The sequence below is a fragment of the Curtobacterium sp. VKM Ac-2922 genome (assembly GCF_022815645.1).
In the GTDB taxonomy this organism is placed as follows: domain Bacteria; phylum Actinomycetota; class Actinomycetes; order Actinomycetales; family Microbacteriaceae; genus Curtobacterium.
Genome location: NZ_JALGRO010000001.1, coordinates 20,402 through 37,732 on the forward strand (window position 1 = coordinate 20,402; position 17,331 = coordinate 37,732).

Genomic DNA, 17,331 nt, shown 5'->3' on the forward strand with positions numbered 1-17,331 from the left:
CACTGCCTGTGACGACACCCCGCACCGACCCTGCCGCGGGCCAGCAGAACGATCGCGAACGCGCGCTCTCCTGGCTCCGGCAGGTGTCGGGCGAACTCTCGACGGCCACCATCAAGCGGCTCGAGGACACGCTCCCCTGGTACAGCGAGATGCCACCCGGTCGCCGGTCCGCCGTCGGCATGGTGGCGCAGGCCGGCATCACGTCGTTCATCTCGTGGCTCGAGGGCAGTGCGTCGACGCCGTGGATCGCCGCCGCCGACGTCTTCGGGTCGGCGCCGCGCGAACTGCTGCGTTCGGTGAGCCTGCAGCAGACCCTGCAGCTCATCCGCGTCGTGGTCACCGTGGTGGAAGAGCGCGCCAACGACGACGAGATGCTGCAGGAAGCCATCCTGAAGTACTCGCGCGACATCGCGTTCGCGGCCGCCGACGTCTACGCGCGTGCCGCCGAGGCCCGTGGGCTCTGGGACGCCCGGCTCGAGGCACTGGTCGTCGACTCGATCCTGTCCGGCGAGTACGACGACGAACTGCCGTCCCGGATCGCCGCGCTCGGCTGGCACGGACATGGCGAGGTCGCGGTGCTGGTCGGCACCGCACCGAAGCAGCTCGAGGTCGACCAGGTCCGGCGCAGCGCCCGGCACATGGACGCCGACGTGCTCATCGGCGTGCAGGGATCACGGCTCGTCGTGGTGATCGGCCGGTCGACCCCGCGCGACGACGTCCCCGACGGCGAAGAACCCGTGTCGTTCATGGCCATCGCGCAGGCCCTCGAACCCCTGTTCGGCGAGGGCCACCTGGTGCTCGGCAACGAGGTCTCGGGCGTCGTCGACGCGTCGACCTCGGCCAAGGCGGCACTCGCCGGGTTCGCCGTCGCACGCGCCTGGCGCGGCGCGCCCCGACCGGCACTGGCCGACGACCTGCTGCCCGAGCGTGCCCTGGCCGGCGACCCGCTCGCCCGGTCGGCACTGGTCCAGCGCATCTACGTCCCGCTCAAGGACCAGTCCACCGAGCTGCTGCAGACGCTCTGGTGCTACCTGGACACCGGCCGCTCGCTCGAGGCCACCGCGCGCGAGCTCTTCGTGCACCCGAACACCGTGCGGTACCGTCTGCGCCGCGTCGCGGACATCATCGGCTGGGACGCCACCCATGCCCGCGACGCCCTGATCGTGCAGTCGGCGCTCATCCTCGGCGCGATGTCCGAGTCGGCATCCGGCCGCCGGCGCCCCGTCCGCCGGTAGGGGTCCCACAATGTCGCGGCCCGATCTGTGTCGGGAGTCCACACGGGTGTTGATCGACACGCCAGACAGGATTGTCCGGTGATCGTCGTCGTCGCGCCCGGACAGGGCTCCCAGACCCCCGGCTTCCTCGCGCCCTGGCTCGAGGACGCCACCGTCCGCGAACGCATCGGACAGTGGTCCGAGGCGATCGGCGTCGACCTGGCCCACCACGGCACCGAGTCGGACGCCGACACGATCAAGGACACCGCCCTGGCGCAGCCGCTCATCGTCGCGGCGGGGATCATCACCGCCGACGCGCTGCTGGCCGACGGCCGACGCGCCCTGGTCGGCGGCGTCGCCGGACACTCGGTCGGCGAGTTCACCGCCGCGGCCGTCGCCGGGGTGCTGCAGCCGACGGACGCCGTCGCGCTGGTCGCCGAGCGGGGTCGCGCGATGGCTGACGCCGCCGCGCTCGAACCGACGTCGATGGCCGCGGTCCTCGGCGGTGACCCGGAGACGCTCGCGCAGGCGCTGGACGCCCACGGGCTGGTCCCCGCGAACCACAACGGCGGCGGCCAGACCGTCGTCGCCGGCACCGCCGAGGCGATCGCCGCGCTCGCTGCCGATCCCCCGGCCAAGGCCCGTGTCGTGCCGCTCGCCGTCGCCGGTGCCTTCCACACCCGGTACATGGCGTCCGCGGTCGACCGGGTCGCCCCCGTGGCCGCCCGGACCGTGGTCACCGACCCCACCCTGCCCGTCTGGACGAACGCCGACGGGTCCCGTGTGGACGACGGTCGGCAGTTCGTGGACCTGATGGTGCGTCAGATCGCCAGCCCCGTGCACTGGGACGCCGTCATGGCGTCGTTCCAGCAGGCCGGCGTCTCCGGGATCATCGAACTCGCTCCGGCCGGCGCGCTCGTCGGGCTGGCCAAGCGCGGCCTGCGTGGCACCGCCACGGTCGCGATCAAGTCGCCCGACGACCTGCCGGCCGCGATCGAACTGCTGCAGCGCGCCCAGCGCGCCGAGACCACCGAGGTGACCGCGTGACGGACGCAACCAACGACGACGGCCCGGCCACGAGCCTCCAGGCCGACGCGACCACCTCAGGCCGACCGGTCCTCACGCAGCGCCGCGGCCACGAGTTCAGCCGCATCCTGGGCTTCGGTGCCGCGCGCGGTGACCACACCGTGCCGAACGACGACCTGATCGGACCGATCGACTCGTCCGACGAGTGGATCCGCCAGCGCACCGGCATCGTCACCCGCAAGCGAGCGGGCGCGGACGTCGATGCCGTGGACCTGGCCCAGGCCGCCGCGCTCGAGGCGATCGCCACGGCCGGCATCGCGCCCGAGCAGATCGGCGTCGTGCTCGTCAGCACCGTCACGCACACCGTCGCCACGCCGTCGATGGCGTCGTTGCTCGCGGAACGCATCGGCGCCACGCCGGCCGCCGCCTACGACATCAGCGCCGCGTGCGCCGGGTACGCATACGGCATCGCCCAGGCGGACTCGTTCGTCAAGTCCGGCATCGCCGACCACGTGCTGGTCGTCGGCGCCGAGAAGCTCAGCGACGTCGTCGACCCGACCGACCGGTCGATCTCGTTCCTGCTCGGCGACGGTGCCGGCGCCGCGATCGTCGGCCCGAGCGACTTCCCCGGCATCGGTCCGACCATCTGGGGATCCGACGGCTCGAAGTGGGACGCCATCGGCATGACCGCGACGTACAACGAGTGGGCCGCCGGCGCCCCGCGTCCGACCATGCGGCAGGCCGGACAGACCGTGTTCCGCTGGGCCGTCTGGGAGATGGTCAAGGTGGCACGCGAAGCACTCGAGGCAGCCGGGGTCCGCCCCGACCAGCTCGCGGCGTTCGTGCCGCACCAGGCGAACATCCGCATCATCGACGAGTTCGCCAAGCAGCTCGGCATCCCCGACACCGTGATGATCGCCCGCGACATCACGACGACGGGCAACACCTCCGCCGCGAGCATCCCGCTCGCGACGCACCGCCTGCTCGAGGAGCACCCGGACCTGTCGGGCGGCCTCGCCCTGCAGATCGGGTTCGGCGCCGGACTCGTGTTCGGTGCGCAGGTGGTCGTCCTGCCCTAGGACGCGCTCGACTTCCCACAGAGCCGCCCGGCGGCGGGCGCGGAACCACCCCGTGCCCTAGGCTGGTCCACGGTCAAACGACACCCCCCTCAAGGAGACACCATCATGGCCCTGTCCAACGAAGAAGTCCTCGCCGGCCTGGCCGAGCTGATCAACGACGAGACCGGCATCGCGACCGACACGGTGCAGGCCGACAAGTCGTTCACCGATGACCTCGACATCGACTCGATCTCGATGATGACCATCGTCGTCAACGCCGAAGAGAAGTTCGACGTCAAGATCCCCGACGAAGAGGTCAAGAACCTCAAGACCGTCGGTGACGCCGTCGACTTCATCGTCAAGGCCCAGGCCTGACACGAACTTCCCGAGCGCCGTGGTCCGGCCTGACCTGATCGGTCCCGGGCCGCGGCGCTCACCATGTCCACCTCAGCAGAAACCAGTCGTTCCATGACCAACAAGACCGTCGTCGTCACCGGGATCGGTGCGATCTCCCCCCTTGCTGCGACCGCCTCGGAGACCTGGGACGCCCTGCTCGCGGGCAAGTCCGGCATCACCAAGATCGAGGACCCGCGCTTCGCCGCCCTCGAACTCCCGGTCGAGTTCGCCGGCCAGGCCCGCCACTGGATCACCGACCAGCTCACCCGACCCGAGACCAAGCGCCTCGACCCGTCGTCGCAGCTCTCGCTCATCGCCGCGCGCGAAGCCTGGGCTGATGCCGGCATCGACAACGCCACCGTCGTGCCCGAGCGGCTGATCGTCGACTGGGCCACCGGCATCGGCGGGGTGAACACCCTGCTCGACGCCTGGGACACCCTGCGTGAGAAGGGTCCGCGCCGCGTCCTGCCGATGACCGTGCCGATGCTCATGGCCAACGGTCCGGCCGCGGCCATCGAGATGGAGTTCGGCGCCCGTGGCGGTGCCCGCACGTACCTGTCGGCCTGCGCGTCCTCGACCGAGTCGCTGGCCGAGGCCTACCGCCACGTCGCGACCGGCGAAGCCGACATCGTCATCGCCGGTGGTGCCGAAGCCGCGCTGCACCCGATGCCGTTGGCGTCGTTCGCCGCGATGCAGGCGCTGTCGCGTCGCAACGACTCCCCCGAGACCGCGTCGCGTCCGTACGACGTCACGCGCGACGGCTTCGTGCTCGCCGACGGCGCCGCGGCGCTGATCCTCGAGACGAAGGAACACGCCGAGGCCCGCGGCGCGACCATCTACGCCGAGGTCGCCGGTGCCGGCATCACCTCGGACGCGTTCCACATCACGGCGCCCGACCCCGAGGGCAGCGCGGCCGCCCGTGCCGTCCTGATGGCACTCGAGCACGCCGGTGCCGCCATCCAGGACGTCGCGCACGTCAACGCCCATGCCACGTCGACCCCGGTCGGGGACATCGCCGAGTACCACGCCATGCGCCGCGTGTTCGGCGACCACCTGGACTCGGTCGTCGTCTCCGCCACCAAGGCGTCCACCGGGCACCTGCTCGGCGGTGCCGGCGCGCTCGAAGCCGCGTTCACGGTCCTGGCCCTGCACAACCGGGTCGCCCCGCCGACGATCAACCTGACCGAGCAGGACCCGGAGATCGTCATGGACGTCGCCACGTCCGCGCGCGAGCTGCCGGCGGGCGACCTGCTCGCGCTGAGCAACTCGTTCGGCTTCGGTGGGCACAACGCGGTCGTCGCGTTCCGCTCCGCCTGACACGGTCGTCCCGCCACGGGCACGGCGCCACGCGATCGCGTGGCGCCGTGCCCGTTCCGCGTCGCTTGGTCGCCGTTCCCCGTTCGGCGTTCCGCGTTCCCCGTTCCCCGTGCCCTGCTCAGCCCTGCCGACTGGTCGCAACACCCCGCTCACGTGCGCCGAGTGGTCACGTACCGTCGGTCGGGGGCGGGACGAGCGACAGAACGCGACCAGTGAGCGAACCGGCAGCGGGGAGTCGTGACCAGTCAGGTCGGAAAGGAGGCCCGGGGTGCCTCCGCCACACCGACTCGGCACCGACCGCGGCCCCGGCCACACGGCCCGGGCCCAGCGTCGGTCCCGAGCACACGGCCCGGGCCAGGCGATCGGCAGGGGACGCCTACGCGAGTGGTCACGACACCCCGCTCGGGTGCGCCGAGTGGTCACGTACCGTCGTCGGCGCGCCTCGCGAGCGACGAATCGTGACCGGTGGACGAATGGGGAGCGGGGAGTCGTGACCAGTCAGAGCCGGACGGGAGGCCAGGGGCGGCCCCGCCACCCGGGCCCGGCCTGGCACCGCACGCGGCCCCGGCCGACACCGCACGCGGCCCCGGCCACGGCCCGGGCCCGGCGTCGGTCCCGGCGATCTCGGCCGGGGACGCCCACGCGAGTGGTCAGGACTCCCCGCTCAGGTGCGCCGAACGGTCACGACTCCCCGCTCGGGTGCGCCGAGTGGTCACGATCCGTCGGTCAGGGGCGGGACGAGCGACAGAACGCGACCGGTCAGCGAACCGGCAGCGGGGAGTCGCGACCAGTCAGAGCCGGCCAGGAGGCCCGGTGCGCCTCCGCCACGACGGTTCGGGCCCGGCACCGACCCCGGAAACACGAGACGCCGCCGTGTTCGGCGGCGTCTCGCGGGTTCGGAGGAGTCGAGTGTGCTCGTGCGGCGGCGGTCAGCCCACGCGGTGGAGCCAGACGACGGGATTGCCCTCGGCGGCGTGGCGGAACGGCTCGAGCTCGTCGTCCCAGGCCTGGCCGAGTGCCAGACGGAGCTCACGGTGCAGTTCGAGGGCGTTGCTGCCCGCGACCTCCATCGCGTAGCGGACGCGGTCCTCGGGGATCACCATGTTGCCGGTGACGTCGGTCTGCGCGTAGAACACACCGAGGTCGGGCGTATGCATCCACCGCCCACCGTCGGACGCCGCGGTGGGTTCCTCGGTGACCTCGTACCGAAGGTGTTCCCACCCGCGCAGCGCTGATGCGATCGACGCACCGGTGCCGACCTGGCCGGTCCAGGTGAACTCGGTCCGACGGGCGCCGTCCTGAGCTGGCTGATCAAGCCAGGAGAAGTTCACGGCGCGACTCATCGCGCGACCTGCTGCCCATTCAACGTGGGGGCAGAGCGCGCGTGGGGAGGAGTGCACGTAGAGCACTCCCGACGCAGTCCCGGTCATGGTTCCTCCGATCATCAGGTGCGACTTCCCCATCGACCTGTGCAGGAGGCCCCTCGGCCAGTGCTGGAGGACCCGTGGACGACGCTGAGCGGCGCCGCGGGACCATCGATATGCGATTGTGATGTCCTGTCGGACACGCCCATTATGCAGCGCGCCCGCTGGGAACAGCAAGGGCGCGGGCGGGATCAGTGGAAGACGGCGCCGTCGACGTCGAGCGGGTGCCGCTCCCCAGACGTGATCCGCACGCGCAGGCGGTTCTCCGGCGGCGGGATCGGGCACGCGTACTGGTACGAGAACGCACACGGCGGCAGCACGAGTCGGTTCCAGTCGAGTTCGACGTCGGCCTCGATGTCCGGGTCGTCGAGGAACAGGAACCGACCCATCGAGTACGAGCTGTCGGGGTCGGTCTCCGGCAGTGCACTCGTGCCGTCCTGCACGATGAGCTGCAGTCGTGCGCTCCCACCGAACGGCGCTGAGCGCACCGCAACGAGTTCCGCAGCCTGCCCGCCGATGGTGGTCGTGACCGTACCCGCGACCACGAGCGGATCGCCGGCGGCGTCGAGGACGTGACCCGGAGCCTCCAGAGCGGACACCGGGACGTACCTGCCGGAAGTGACGTACTCGTCCGACACCGGGAACCGGTCGATGCGCGCGAAGCGGGCGATCGACTCCGAAGCGGGGTCCCAGACACGCAGGGTGTGCCCGTCACCGGAGCGTCCGACGGTCCCGGCGCGCCCCTCGGGGAACGTCACGGTCGACGGCACCACGGCGTCGTCGCCCGCCACCAGGACGGTGCCGTCGACCGGCACGCCGTCCACGACCACACCGTCCTCGGGGAATGCGGTCACCACCAGTCCACCGGCGGCCGGAGCCCACTGGCCGGGCACGGGCCACACCTGCTGCGGCTGGTCGACGCGCTGGGCATTGACCAACGCGAGCGGCCCCCGCGCGCTGCGCGCCCACCGGTCGCGAGCCGCCGCGGCGTCGTCGAGCTCGGTCACGCCAGTTCCTGACGCGGGTAGATGACCTTCTGCACGATGATGATCACCGATGCGGCGACCGGCACCGCGACCAGCGCACCGAGCACCCCGCCGATCGTGGCTCCGGTGACCGCGGCGATCACGACCAGGGCGCCGGGCACCTGCACCGCGCGCGACATGATGCGCGGCGAGATGATGTACGACTCGACCTGCATGTAGATCAGGTAGTAGATCGCCGCGGCGAGGGCGGTGGCCGGCGAGGCGAACAGGCACAGCAGCGAGATCACCACCGCAGCGCTGACGGTGCCGACGAGCGGGATGAGCGATCCGAGGAACGCGAACGTCGCCAGCAGCACCGGCAGTGGCGCCCCGATGATGAGCAGGAAGACCAGACTCAGGATCCCGTTGATGCCGGCCTGGCTGATCTGGCCGACGACGTAGCGGCCGACCGACGAGGTCACCTCTTCGCTGACGTCGATGTAGTTCTGCCGACGCGACGCCGGCACGAAGCGGTACATCATGCGCTTCATGCCCCGCATCGAGGCGAGGAAGTAGAGCATCAGGATGATGACGATCAGCGCGCCGGTCAGCCCGGACAGGATGCCGGTGCCCACCGCCAGGATGCCGCCGCCGAGGCTCAGCAGGTTGCCCGGGTCCTCGACGAAGGTCTGCACCGACTGCAGCGCGTGGTCGACGTCGAACGAGCCGGCGAACTGCTGCGACAGGTCCTGGACCCACTCGAGCTGCGAGATGTTCCGCACGATGTCCGGGAAGTTCTGCACCAGGTTCGTCGCCTGGTCGATGAGGATCGGCAGCACGGCGAAGACCACGCCCGCGAACCCGGCCAGCACGACCACGACGACGCCCAGGATCGCCAACCAGCGCGGGATGTAGCGCTCGAGGAAGGTGACGAGCGGGTCGAGCCCGAGCGCGATGAACAGGGCGACGCCGATGTAGACCAGCACGGTCGAGAGCTGCCCGACCAGGGAACCCGCCAACAGTGCCAGGAGCACGCCGATGCCGCCCATGAAGCCGATCCGGAAGGCGTTCACGCGCACGCCGGTGCCCCCCTTGGAGGCCTCGAACGTCACGTTCGGGGTGGGGCCTTGGCTGTCGGCCACGTCGTGTCCGTGGCTCTTGTTCTTGCGTCGCAGGTGCACGTGGGGCGGGCGGGACTCGAACCCGCGAATCGTTCCGTTATGAGCAGACTGCCTTGACCAGCTTGGCTACCGCCCCTCGTCGGCAGACCTAGGCCACCGGCTCCCCACGATACAGCGCCTCGAACGTGGTGAGCGTGCGGTTGATGTCGTGCGCCTCGATCATGGCCAGGCTGCGCTGCCGCATTGCGACGTAGTCCTCGTCCGACGCCGTCAACACCTGCCCGAGCTTGTCGGCGAGGTCCCGCTCGCTGCCCGGCGTGAACAGGAACCCGTTGCCGTCGATCAGGTGCGGCAGCGCCATCGAGTCCGCCGCCACGACCGGCAGTCCAGAGGCCATGGCCTCGAGTGACGAGATGCTCTGCAGCTCGGCGGTCGACGGCATCGCGAACACCGCAGCGTCCGTCAGCGCCCGGTACTTGACCTCGTCCGACACGAACCCCAGGAACCGGACGCGGTCCTCGACGCCGAGCTCCTTGGCGAGCGCCGTCAGCTTCGGGATCATCTCGCCGTCGCCGACGATCGTGATCGTCGCGTGCAGTTCGGCGGGCAGCAACGGCAGCGCCCGGAACAGCACGTCGAGGTTCTTCTCAGGGGCGACGCGACCGACGAACACGATGTCGTTGTCAGCGGGCCGCCCCTCGCGCGCCTGGTAGTGGGTGGCGTCGATGCCGCACGAGATCGCCAGCACCCGCTGCCCGGCGATCGCCCGCCGCAGGTAGTCGGCCGCCAGGTTGGTCGGGGTGGTGATCGCGTCGGCCAACCGGTAGGTCTTGGCGGCGTCACTCCAGGCGATCTTCAGCGCGATCGGCAGCGTGAAGCGGCCGAACGGGGTGTACTCGAGCAGGTTCTCGGGCATGAAGTGGTTCGTCGCGACGATCCGGATGCCGCGGTCATGGGCTTCGCGGGCGAGCCCACGGCCGACGATCAGGTGCGACTGGATGTGCACCACGTCGGGCTTCAGGGCGTCGACGATCGGCGCGACGTGGTGGCGGACCCGCCAGGGCCACGCGAACCGCAGCCAGGCGTGCAGCGGCCACTTGTAGGACGGCAGACGGTGCACCACGAGGGTGACGCCGTGCAGCTCTTCGTCGTAGGTGCCGTGGTGACGGTTGGCGGCCGGTGCGATGACGTGGACTTCGTGGCCCCGCTGCGCCAGGCCGACGGCGAGCTGCTCGGTGAAGGTCGCTGCGCCGTTGACGTCGGGCGCGAAGGTGTCGGCGGCCATCAGCACCCGCAGTGGGCGGTGCTCCGTCGGGTGGTCGAGCGGGGCGGGGGTGGCGTCTCCTGACACGGCGGGCGTCGTCCTCTCCTGGGCCTTCGTCCGGGACCCGTCGCTGGTACGGGTACCGGGCTGGTCGGGGTGAAACGCTACCGTACGCCGATCTGCGGGTGCGTCCGCCGCGCGGTGGACCCACCCCCTGCCACCGGAGGACACTGCCAACGCCGTGCCGCCTCGGGGTACTGCTAGCGCCGTGCCGCCTCGGGGTGGTGCTTGGCGAGCAGGAACACCCCGGTGACGGCGATCGCGCCCGCGACGACGAACCCCAGGACCGCGACGACCGGCGCGCCCGTCGCTTCACCCAGCACGACCACGCCGATGCCGACGGCGACGATCGGGTCCACGACGGTCAGGCCCGCGATGACCAGGTCGGCCGAGCCCGTCGAGTACGCGTTCTGCACGAAGTACCCGCCGAGCGCTGCCGCGACGACGACACCGACGATCGCCAGGACCGTGACCCCGTCGAACGTGTGGTTGACGAACCGGTTGAGCGTGACCTTGGCGAGCGTCGCGACGAAGCCGTAGAGCACCCCCGCGCCGATGATGTAGTACAGCGCGTTCTTGCGCTTGGCGACCAGTCGGAACGACACCAGCACCAGGACGAGCACGACCGCCAGGATCACCAGGACCGTGACCAGCTGCGACTGGGTGATCGGGCTCTCGTGCCCGACGAACGCCGCGATCGCGACGAAGATCCCGACGCCGATGATGCAGGTCCACACGGCCCGGCGAGCCCGCTGCCCCAGGGGGATGCCCGACGACCGCGACGAGAACCAGGTCGTGATGACGAGCGCGACCGCTCCCAGGGGCTGGACGACGATGAGCGGGGCGAAGGTGATGCTGATGAGCTGCAGGACGACGGCGATCCCGAGCATGAGCGTGCCGAGCACCCAGTACCCACTGCCGAGCAGGGCCATCACGTGCCCGATGCTCAGGCCCGTGGACTGTTTGCCGAGCTTGGCCTCGACGCGCTGCACCCCGCGCGACTGGAACTGCGCACCGAGCGACAGGAACACGGCGCCGATCAGGGCGACCGGGATCATCAGCGCCTGGAAGGGCGTGAGGTTGCTCACTGCCGCGGGCAGCTGGAGGTCCGTCGTCACGCGTCGAGGCTAACCGACAGGGCCGGATAACCTGGGTGAATGGCCGTCCTTGCGATCCGGATCACCGGTGAACCCGTCCTGCACGAACCCGCCACCGAGGTCACCGACTTCGACGACGCGCTGCGCGCCCTGGTGGCGGACATGTTCGAGACGATGGACCTGGCACCCGGTGTCGGGCTGGCCGGGCCCCAGGTCGGCGTCGGCAAGCGGCTGTTCGTGTACGCATGGACCGATGATGACGGCGTGCTGTGGCGTGGGGCGGCGATCAACCCCGTCCTGTGGATCACTCCCCCGCAGCCCGAGTCGGTGGAGGAGCTCGACGAGGACGAGGAGTCCGAGGGCTGTCTGTCGATCCCGGGCGACCGGTTCCCGCTGCGGCGGAGCGAAGGCGCCCTGCTGCGCGCGTTCGACGAGCACGGAGAGCCCTTCGAGATCGAGGCGCACGGGTGGCTCGCCCGGGTCTTCCAGCACGAGTACGACCACCTGGACGGCATCCTGTACGCCGACCGGCTCGTGCACCCGTGGGCGAAGCAGTCGCTGAAGTCGATCCGGAAGCACAGCTGGGGCGGTCCTGGACAGTCGTGGCTGCCCGGCCGCGACCACCCCGAGGGCTGAGCGCACCGAGCACTGAGCACCGCACGGTCTGAGCACACCGAGGACTGAGCACCGCACGGTCTGAGCGCACCGAGGACTGAGCACCGCACGGTCTGAGCACACCGACAGCGCCGCAGCGCGAGAACCGGACAGCAGGCACCGGACAGCGGGCCCCGGCCAGCAGGTGCCGGCCAGCTGCCTGGAGGCCCGGCTCAGCCCCGGTACGCCGCGATCGCGTCACGCAGGTGCGCCATCGCCGGATGCCCCGGGCAGTAGCGCACCAGGCCGTCCGCGACCCGCGCCTCGGCTTCGCTGGTCACCGCCGTCGTCCACGGTCCCCCCGAGGTCCGGGCGCAGACGGTGGCGAGCTCCTCGAGCGTCGCCGAACCACGCGTCGCCGCCACCGCGTCACGCTGCTGGTCGGACATCTCGGTGCCGGTGATCCGCCTCGCACGGCAGTCGACCGTGCGGTCGTCGTCCCACACCGCCGAGTAGGTCGTGAACGTCTCGGTCCGCCCGGACCCGTCCGTGCCGCACACGAAGGCGAACACGATCGGCGCGGTGCCCGTGGGGACGACCGCTGCCGACGCCGCGCTGTCGACGGAGTCGTCGGGTTCGGACTCGGCGGTCGTCGTGCACCCGGCCAGCACCACGGCGACGGCGAGCCCGAGCGCTGCGGCGGCGGATCGACGGAGGACGTGCACCTGTGAACGCTAACAGCTTCAACCGGAGTCCTGGCCGTGAAGAGCGGCCGACCACGACCCGCGCAGGAGAACAACGAAAAGGCCCCCACCGCGAACGGTGAGGGCCTGACGCTCCCCGAGTTGGACTCGAACCAACAACCTGCCGGTTAACAGCCGGCTGCTCTGCCAATTGAGCTATCGAGGATCAGTTGCCGCTCCGGGTGACCCCGTCCGGACAACGGGTACCAGCATAGCAGGACATCGGAACGGCCCCGCGCATCGGCACCGCAGCCCGGGCGTGCCGCAGGTCAGTACCCGGCGACCGGGTCGACGACGCCCACGAAGCCCTGCCCCGCGCCGCCGAGGAACGCCGTCACGTTCACCCGCACGCGCTCGGCCAGCAGCGGCTCGACCATCTCCGGCGTGTCGGCCTGGTGCGGGGTGATGATCGCGCCCGGGGTCTCCCAGAGGGGATGCCCGTCCGGCAGGGGTTCGGGATCGGTCACGTCGACGCCCGCGCCCGCGATCTCGCCCGTGCGCAGTGCCGCCACCAGGGCGTCGGTGTCGACCAGGCCACCGCGGGCGATGTTCACCAGGCGTGCCGACGGCTTCATGATCGAGAACTGGTGCGGACCGAACAGCTTCGCGGTACCGGACGTCATCGCCGCCGCGATCATCACCACGTCGGCGTCGGGCAGCACCTCGTCGAGCTGGTCCGTCGTCACGGTGCGTGCGGCACCCTCCACCGGCGAAGCCGACCGGCGGACGACCGTGACGTCGACGTCGAAGGGCGCGAGCAGGCGCAGGTACTCGAGCGCGATCCCGCCGGCACCGATGACGACGACACGACGTCCGTACAGCGAGACCCCCTCGGGCTCCGTCGCCCACGAAGAGGCGCGGGCCCGGGCGGGCAGCACGCGCAGGGTCGCGAGGGTCAGGGCCAGGGCGTGCTCGGCCACCGGTTCGGCGTAGGCGCCCTTGGCCGAGGTGAACAGCACGGTGTCGCCGTGCGCACCGATCAGGTCGGCGAAGGCGTCGACGCCGGCGAACGGCAACTGCACCCACGTCACCGACGGCGCGGCGTCGAGTGCGTCCTGCAGGCCCGCCGGGTCACGCGGGTCGAGCCAGACGATGGCCCGGGTGTCGTCGTCGAGCGGGGCGACGGTGCCGCCGGCGCCCGTGACCGCCGCGACGTGCAGGTCGGCGGGCGACGGCAGGATCGCGACGGGGCCCGGGGACGGCGGAGCCACGGGCAACGGCGCCCCGGCATCGGTGACGACGGCGCGGTGGCCGCGGAACTGGACGTCGGTGTCGGTCACGCGTTCTCCTGTCGGGGTGCGCGGCCGCCGGTACCGGCGGCCGCGGGGGACGATGTCGGGGCAGACGAGCGGCGGGGCGCCGAGGTGGCACCGCCGGGCCGCTTGACCGGTCGCGCCGCGGTGGCCGCGAGCGTCCGGACGTAGGGGTCGACGGGGCTGTCGAGCACCTCGTCGAAGGTGCCGAGGCCGACAAGCCGGCCCTCGTTCATGACGGCCACACGGTCGGCCAGTGCCCGGGCCTCGCGCAGGTCGCTGGACACGACGACGGCCGAGAACTGCCGGTTGCGCTGCAGCCCAGCGAGCGCTTCGAGCACGGCCTGGCGCACCAGGACGTCGACACCACGGGCGGGTTCGTCGGCGACGAGCAGCTGCGGCTCGAGCACGAGCGCCTGCGCCAGGGCCACGCGCTGCCGCTGCCCGCTCGACAGCTCCCACGTGTTCAGCCGCATCACGCCGAGCGGCAGGTGCACCGCGTCGACCAGACGGGCCACGATGAGCCCGGCTTCCTTGCGGTCGAAGCGGCGGTCGCGGACGTAGATGGGTTCGGCGATCGCCTCACCGACGGTCAGGTCCGGGCTCAGCCGGTCGGCGGCGTCCTGGGACAGGTACCCGATCCGACCGGTCAGCCGGGCCAGACGACGGGACGACGGGCGCAGACCGCGCATCCGCTGTCCGAGCACCGTCAGCTCGCCCCCGACGATGTGCCGACGGTGCGCACCCTCGCCCTCGCCGCGGGCGCCGAGCTGTCCCGCGACGGCCGCCGCGAAGCTGGACTTCCCCGATCCGGACTCCCCGAGGACGGCCAGGATCTCGCCGCTGCGGACGGTCAGGCTGACGCCGCCGACCGCGCGGATCGGGCGCGACCCCGGCACGCGGTACTCGATGGAGACGTCGTCAGCGACGACCGCCGGGTCGTTCAGCCCGATCATGGAACCCCTTCCGCGCCGCCCCTGGCGACGCAGCGCGGACCGTCAGGGGTCCGCGCGACGGACGTGGTGCACCGGAGCCGCCGGCCTGGAGGCGCGACCCGCGTCGCGGACGTGCGTCGCGCCTCCTGGACGGTCCGGCCCCACACCGGCACTGCGGCAACGCAGGCAGGTCAGGAACCAGCCTGCTCCAGTCGCTCAAGCGTACGCCGTCGCTCGGCCTGCTCGACCGGATCGGGCACGGGCAGGGACGCGAGCAGGCGCTGCGTGTACGGGTGCTTCGGCGCACCGAGCACCTCGGCCGTCGTGCCGGTCTCGACCAGGTCGCCGCGGTACAGCACCGCGATCCGGTCGGACAGCGCGCCCACCACGGCCAGGTCGTGGCTGATGAACAGCGACGCGAACCCGAAGTCCTGCTGCAGCTCGAGGAACAACTCGAGCACCCGGGCCTGCACGGACACGTCGAGCGCGCTCGTCGGTTCGTCGGCGATGAGCAGCTTCGGCCGGAGCGCGAGCGACCGGGCGAGCGAGGCGCGCTGACGCTGCCCGCCCGACAGTTCGTGCGGGTACCGGTCGCCGTAGGCGGCGGGGAGCTGCACGGCCTCCATGAGCTCGTCGACCTGCTTCCGCGCCGCACGCGGCGAGGACGCCACCCCGTGCACGATGAGCGGCTCGGCGACGCACTCCGCGATCGTCAGCAGCGGGTTGAACGACGTCGCCGGGTCCTGGAACACGAAGCCGATGTCCTTGCGCAGCTTCTTGAAGTCACGCTCGCGGTAGCCGAGCATCTCGGTGCCCAGCACCTCGAGCGACCCGCCGGTGACCTTCGTCAGACCGGCGATGGCCCGCCCGATCGTGGTCTTGCCGGAGCCGGACTCCCCCACGAGCCCCAGGACCTCGCCCGGGCGGATCGCCAGGTCGACGCCCTTGACGGCCTTGAACGCGTGCGCTCCGAGCCGTCCGGGGTACTCGATCTCCAACCCCGTCGCCCGGACGACCGGCGCGACGTCCTCGGCGATGATCGCGCGCCGGGCGATGCCGGTGCTCGCCTCGAGCCGGGGCACCGCGGCGAGCAGGCGCTTGGTGTAGTCGGCCTTCGGCGCGCTGAACAGCTCGGTGACCGAGGCCTGTTCGACGACCTCGCCCTGGTACATCACGGCGACGCGATCGGCCAGGTCCGCGACCACGCCCATGTTGTGCGTGATGATCACGATCGCGGCCCCGAACTCGTCGCGGCACCGGCGCAGCAGGTCGAGGATCTCGGCCTGCACGGTGACGTCGAGGGCGGTGGTCGGCTCGTCGGCGATGATCACGCTCGGCTCGAGGGCGAGCGCGCTGGCGATGACCACGCGTTGCTTCTGCCCGCCGGAGAACTGGTGCGGGTAGTGGTCGACCCGGGTCTCGGGGTCGGGGATGCCGACCCGTCGCAGGTACTCGATCGCGGTTGCGCGAGCGTCCTTCTTCGACACGCCGCCGTGCGCGCGCAGGCCCTCGGCGATCTGCCACCCGACCGTGAACACGGGGTTCAGGGCCGTCGAGGGTTCCTGGAACACCATCGCACCGGCGGTCCCACGCAGCTCGCGCAGCTTCTGCGACCCGACCGACACCACGTCCGTGCCGTCGAGCAGCACCGCGCCGCCCAGGGTCGCCGTCTCCGGCATCAGGCGGAGCATGCTGCGCGCGGTCACCGACTTGCCGGACCCGGACTCGCCGACCAGTGCCAGCACCTCACCGGGCCGGACGTCGATGCTGACGCCCCGCACCGCGTCCACGGCGCCACCGTCGGTCGCGAACGTCACGGTCAGGTCGTCCACGACGACGACGGGCTGGTCGGACTTCGTGGTGCTCATGCTGCTGTCCCTGCCGCGCCGGTGCCCGCGTCACGGGTGCTCACCAGCTGCTTCAGCCGCCGGCGCGCACGCAGACGGGGATCGGAGATGTCGTTGAGGCTCTCGCCGATGAAGGTCACGCCGAGGACCAGCACGACGATCGCGACACCCGGGTAGACGCCGGTCCACCACACGCCCGACGCGACGTCGGACAGCGCCCGGCTCAGGTCGTAGCCCCATTCGGCGCCCGCGGTCGGGCCGATGCCGAAGCCCAGGAAGCCCAGGCCCGCCAGCGTCAGGATCGCGTCACTCGCGTTCAGGGTCAGGATGAGCGGCAGGCTCCGCGTGGAGTTCCGCAGCACGTGGCGCGTCATGATGCGCCACGGGTTCGACCCGATCACGCGGGCGGACTCGACGAAGGCGTCGTTCTTCAGACGGACGGCCTCGGCGCGCACCACGCGGAAGTACTGCGGGACGTAGACGACCGTGATCGAGATCGCCGCGGCCGTGATGCCGCCGTAGTAGCTCGAGTTGCCGCCCGACACCACGATCGAGACGACGATCGCCAGCAGCAGGGACGGGAACGCGTAGATCGCGTCGGCGATGACGACCAGGATCCGGTCGAGCCACCCGCCGAGGTAGCCCGACACCATGCCGAGCAGGACGCCGACGATGATCGAGACGACCACCGCGACGATGACGACGAGCACGGCCGTGCGGGTGCCGAACACGACGCGGCTGAACACGTCGAAGCCGCCGACCGTGGTGCCCCAGACGTGCTCGGCGCTCGGGGCGCCCGTGCGGGGGAAGCTCTGGCCGTCGGCACCCTGCAGCTGGCCGAAGCCGTACGGGGCGATGAGCGGGGCGAACACCGCGACCAGCAGGTACACGGCGCAGATGACCACACCGACGATGAGCATGGCGCGCTGCCAGCCGGTGCTCTTGCGGAGCTGGACGACGACGGGCAGTCGCTTCCACAGGGGCTCGTGGCGGTCGACGAGGGTGATGTCGGACATC

Annotated in this window: 16 protein-coding genes and 2 tRNA genes; 6 read left to right on the forward strand and 12 right to left on the reverse strand. The window is 71.3% G+C overall.

The window, feature by feature from the left end:
- Window positions 1-8 precede the first annotated feature (8 nt).
- From MT346_RS00090 to MT346_RS00110, 5 genes are all read left to right on the forward strand, one after another.
- Window positions 9-1,235, forward strand: a complete 1,227-nt coding sequence (locus MT346_RS00090) for a CdaR family transcriptional regulator (protein ID WP_243560507.1) — start codon at window positions 9-11, stop codon at window positions 1,233-1,235.
- Between the two features lie 78 nt (window positions 1,236-1,313).
- Window positions 1,314-2,261, forward strand: a complete 948-nt coding sequence (locus MT346_RS00095) for an ACP S-malonyltransferase (protein ID WP_243560508.1) — start codon at window positions 1,314-1,316, stop codon at window positions 2,259-2,261.
- A gap of 104 nt (window positions 2,262-2,365) precedes the next feature.
- The gene (locus MT346_RS00100) at window positions 2,366-3,319 is read left to right on the forward strand and encodes a beta-ketoacyl-ACP synthase III (RefSeq protein WP_243561060.1); all 954 of its coding nucleotides are present in this window, start codon (window positions 2,366-2,368) and stop codon (window positions 3,317-3,319) included.
- 105 nt (window positions 3,320-3,424) lie between these two features.
- The gene (locus tag MT346_RS00105; protein ID WP_056125310.1) at window positions 3,425-3,673 is read left to right on the forward strand and encodes an acyl carrier protein; all 249 of its coding nucleotides are present in this window, start codon (window positions 3,425-3,427) and stop codon (window positions 3,671-3,673) included.
- A gap of 93 nt (window positions 3,674-3,766) precedes the next feature.
- On the forward strand, window positions 3,767-5,011 hold the full coding sequence (locus tag MT346_RS00110) for a beta-ketoacyl synthase (RefSeq protein WP_243560509.1): 1,245 nt from the start codon (window positions 3,767-3,769) through the stop codon (window positions 5,009-5,011).
- Between the two features lie 929 nt (window positions 5,012-5,940).
- On the opposite strand, the gene MT346_RS00115 is transcribed toward MT346_RS00110, so the two are convergent.
- The 6 genes from MT346_RS00115 to MT346_RS00140 all read right to left on the reverse strand — a co-directional run bounded on the left by MT346_RS00115 (window position 5,941) and on the right by MT346_RS00140 (window position 10,963).
- On the reverse strand, window positions 5,941-6,441 hold the full coding sequence (locus MT346_RS00115) for a DUF3145 domain-containing protein (RefSeq protein WP_243560510.1): 501 nt from the start codon (window positions 6,439-6,441) through the stop codon (window positions 5,941-5,943).
- A 185-nt stretch (window positions 6,442-6,626) separates the two neighbouring features.
- On the reverse strand, window positions 6,627-7,442 hold the full coding sequence (locus MT346_RS00120) for a DUF1684 domain-containing protein (RefSeq protein WP_243560511.1): 816 nt from the start codon (window positions 7,440-7,442) through the stop codon (window positions 6,627-6,629).
- Window positions 7,439-8,542 (reverse strand): AI-2E family transporter, encoded by a 1,104-nt coding sequence (locus MT346_RS00125; protein WP_243560512.1) that lies wholly within the window; start codon window positions 8,540-8,542, stop codon window positions 7,439-7,441. The genes MT346_RS00120 and MT346_RS00125 overlap by 4 nt, the downstream gene beginning before the upstream one ends.
- A gap of 40 nt (window positions 8,543-8,582) precedes the next feature.
- Window positions 8,583-8,657 (reverse strand) — tRNA-Ile (locus MT346_RS00130).
- A 12-nt stretch (window positions 8,658-8,669) separates the two neighbouring features.
- Window positions 8,670-9,872: a glycosyltransferase gene (locus MT346_RS00135; protein WP_243560514.1), complete on the reverse strand. Its 1,203-nt coding sequence runs from the start codon at window positions 9,870-9,872 to the stop codon at window positions 8,670-8,672.
- 173 nt (window positions 9,873-10,045) lie between these two features.
- Window positions 10,046-10,963, reverse strand: coding sequence for a multidrug DMT transporter permease (locus MT346_RS00140; RefSeq protein ID WP_243560516.1), 918 nt, complete (start codon window positions 10,961-10,963; stop codon window positions 10,046-10,048).
- 39 nt (window positions 10,964-11,002) lie between these two features.
- Here MT346_RS00140 and def point away from each other — a divergent pair, with 39 nt between their 5' ends.
- Window positions 11,003-11,578 carry a peptide deformylase gene (def, locus tag MT346_RS00145; protein WP_243560518.1) on the forward strand — a complete coding sequence of 192 codons (576 nt, stop codon included), beginning with the start codon at window positions 11,003-11,005 and terminating at the stop codon, window positions 11,576-11,578.
- Window positions 11,579-11,769: 191 nt separating this feature from the next.
- Here def and MT346_RS00150 read toward each other — a convergent pair whose 3' ends face one another.
- The 6 genes from MT346_RS00150 to MT346_RS00175 form a co-directional block, all read right to left on the reverse strand.
- Entirely contained in the window at window positions 11,770-12,261 is a 492-nt protein-coding gene (locus MT346_RS00150; RefSeq protein ID WP_243560520.1) for a hypothetical protein, read from the reverse strand.
- A gap of 111 nt (window positions 12,262-12,372) precedes the next feature.
- Window positions 12,373-12,445, reverse strand: a tRNA-Asn gene (locus MT346_RS00155).
- A gap of 103 nt (window positions 12,446-12,548) precedes the next feature.
- Window positions 12,549-13,559 carry a D-isomer specific 2-hydroxyacid dehydrogenase family protein gene (locus MT346_RS00160; protein ID WP_243560522.1) on the reverse strand — a complete coding sequence of 337 codons (1,011 nt, stop codon included), beginning with the start codon at window positions 13,557-13,559 and terminating at the stop codon, window positions 12,549-12,551.
- Window positions 13,556-14,488, reverse strand: coding sequence for an ATP-binding cassette domain-containing protein (locus tag MT346_RS00165; RefSeq protein ID WP_243560524.1), 933 nt, complete (start codon window positions 14,486-14,488; stop codon window positions 13,556-13,558). The genes MT346_RS00160 and MT346_RS00165 overlap by 4 nt, the downstream gene beginning before the upstream one ends.
- 170 nt (window positions 14,489-14,658) lie before the next feature.
- Window positions 14,659-16,335: an ABC transporter ATP-binding protein gene (locus MT346_RS00170; protein ID WP_243560526.1), complete on the reverse strand. Its 1,677-nt coding sequence runs from the start codon at window positions 16,333-16,335 to the stop codon at window positions 14,659-14,661.
- Entirely contained in the window at window positions 16,332-17,330 is a 999-nt protein-coding gene (locus MT346_RS00175) for an ABC transporter permease (RefSeq protein WP_243560528.1), read from the reverse strand. The genes MT346_RS00170 and MT346_RS00175 overlap by 4 nt, the downstream gene beginning before the upstream one ends.
- Window position 17,331 lies beyond the last annotated feature (1 nt).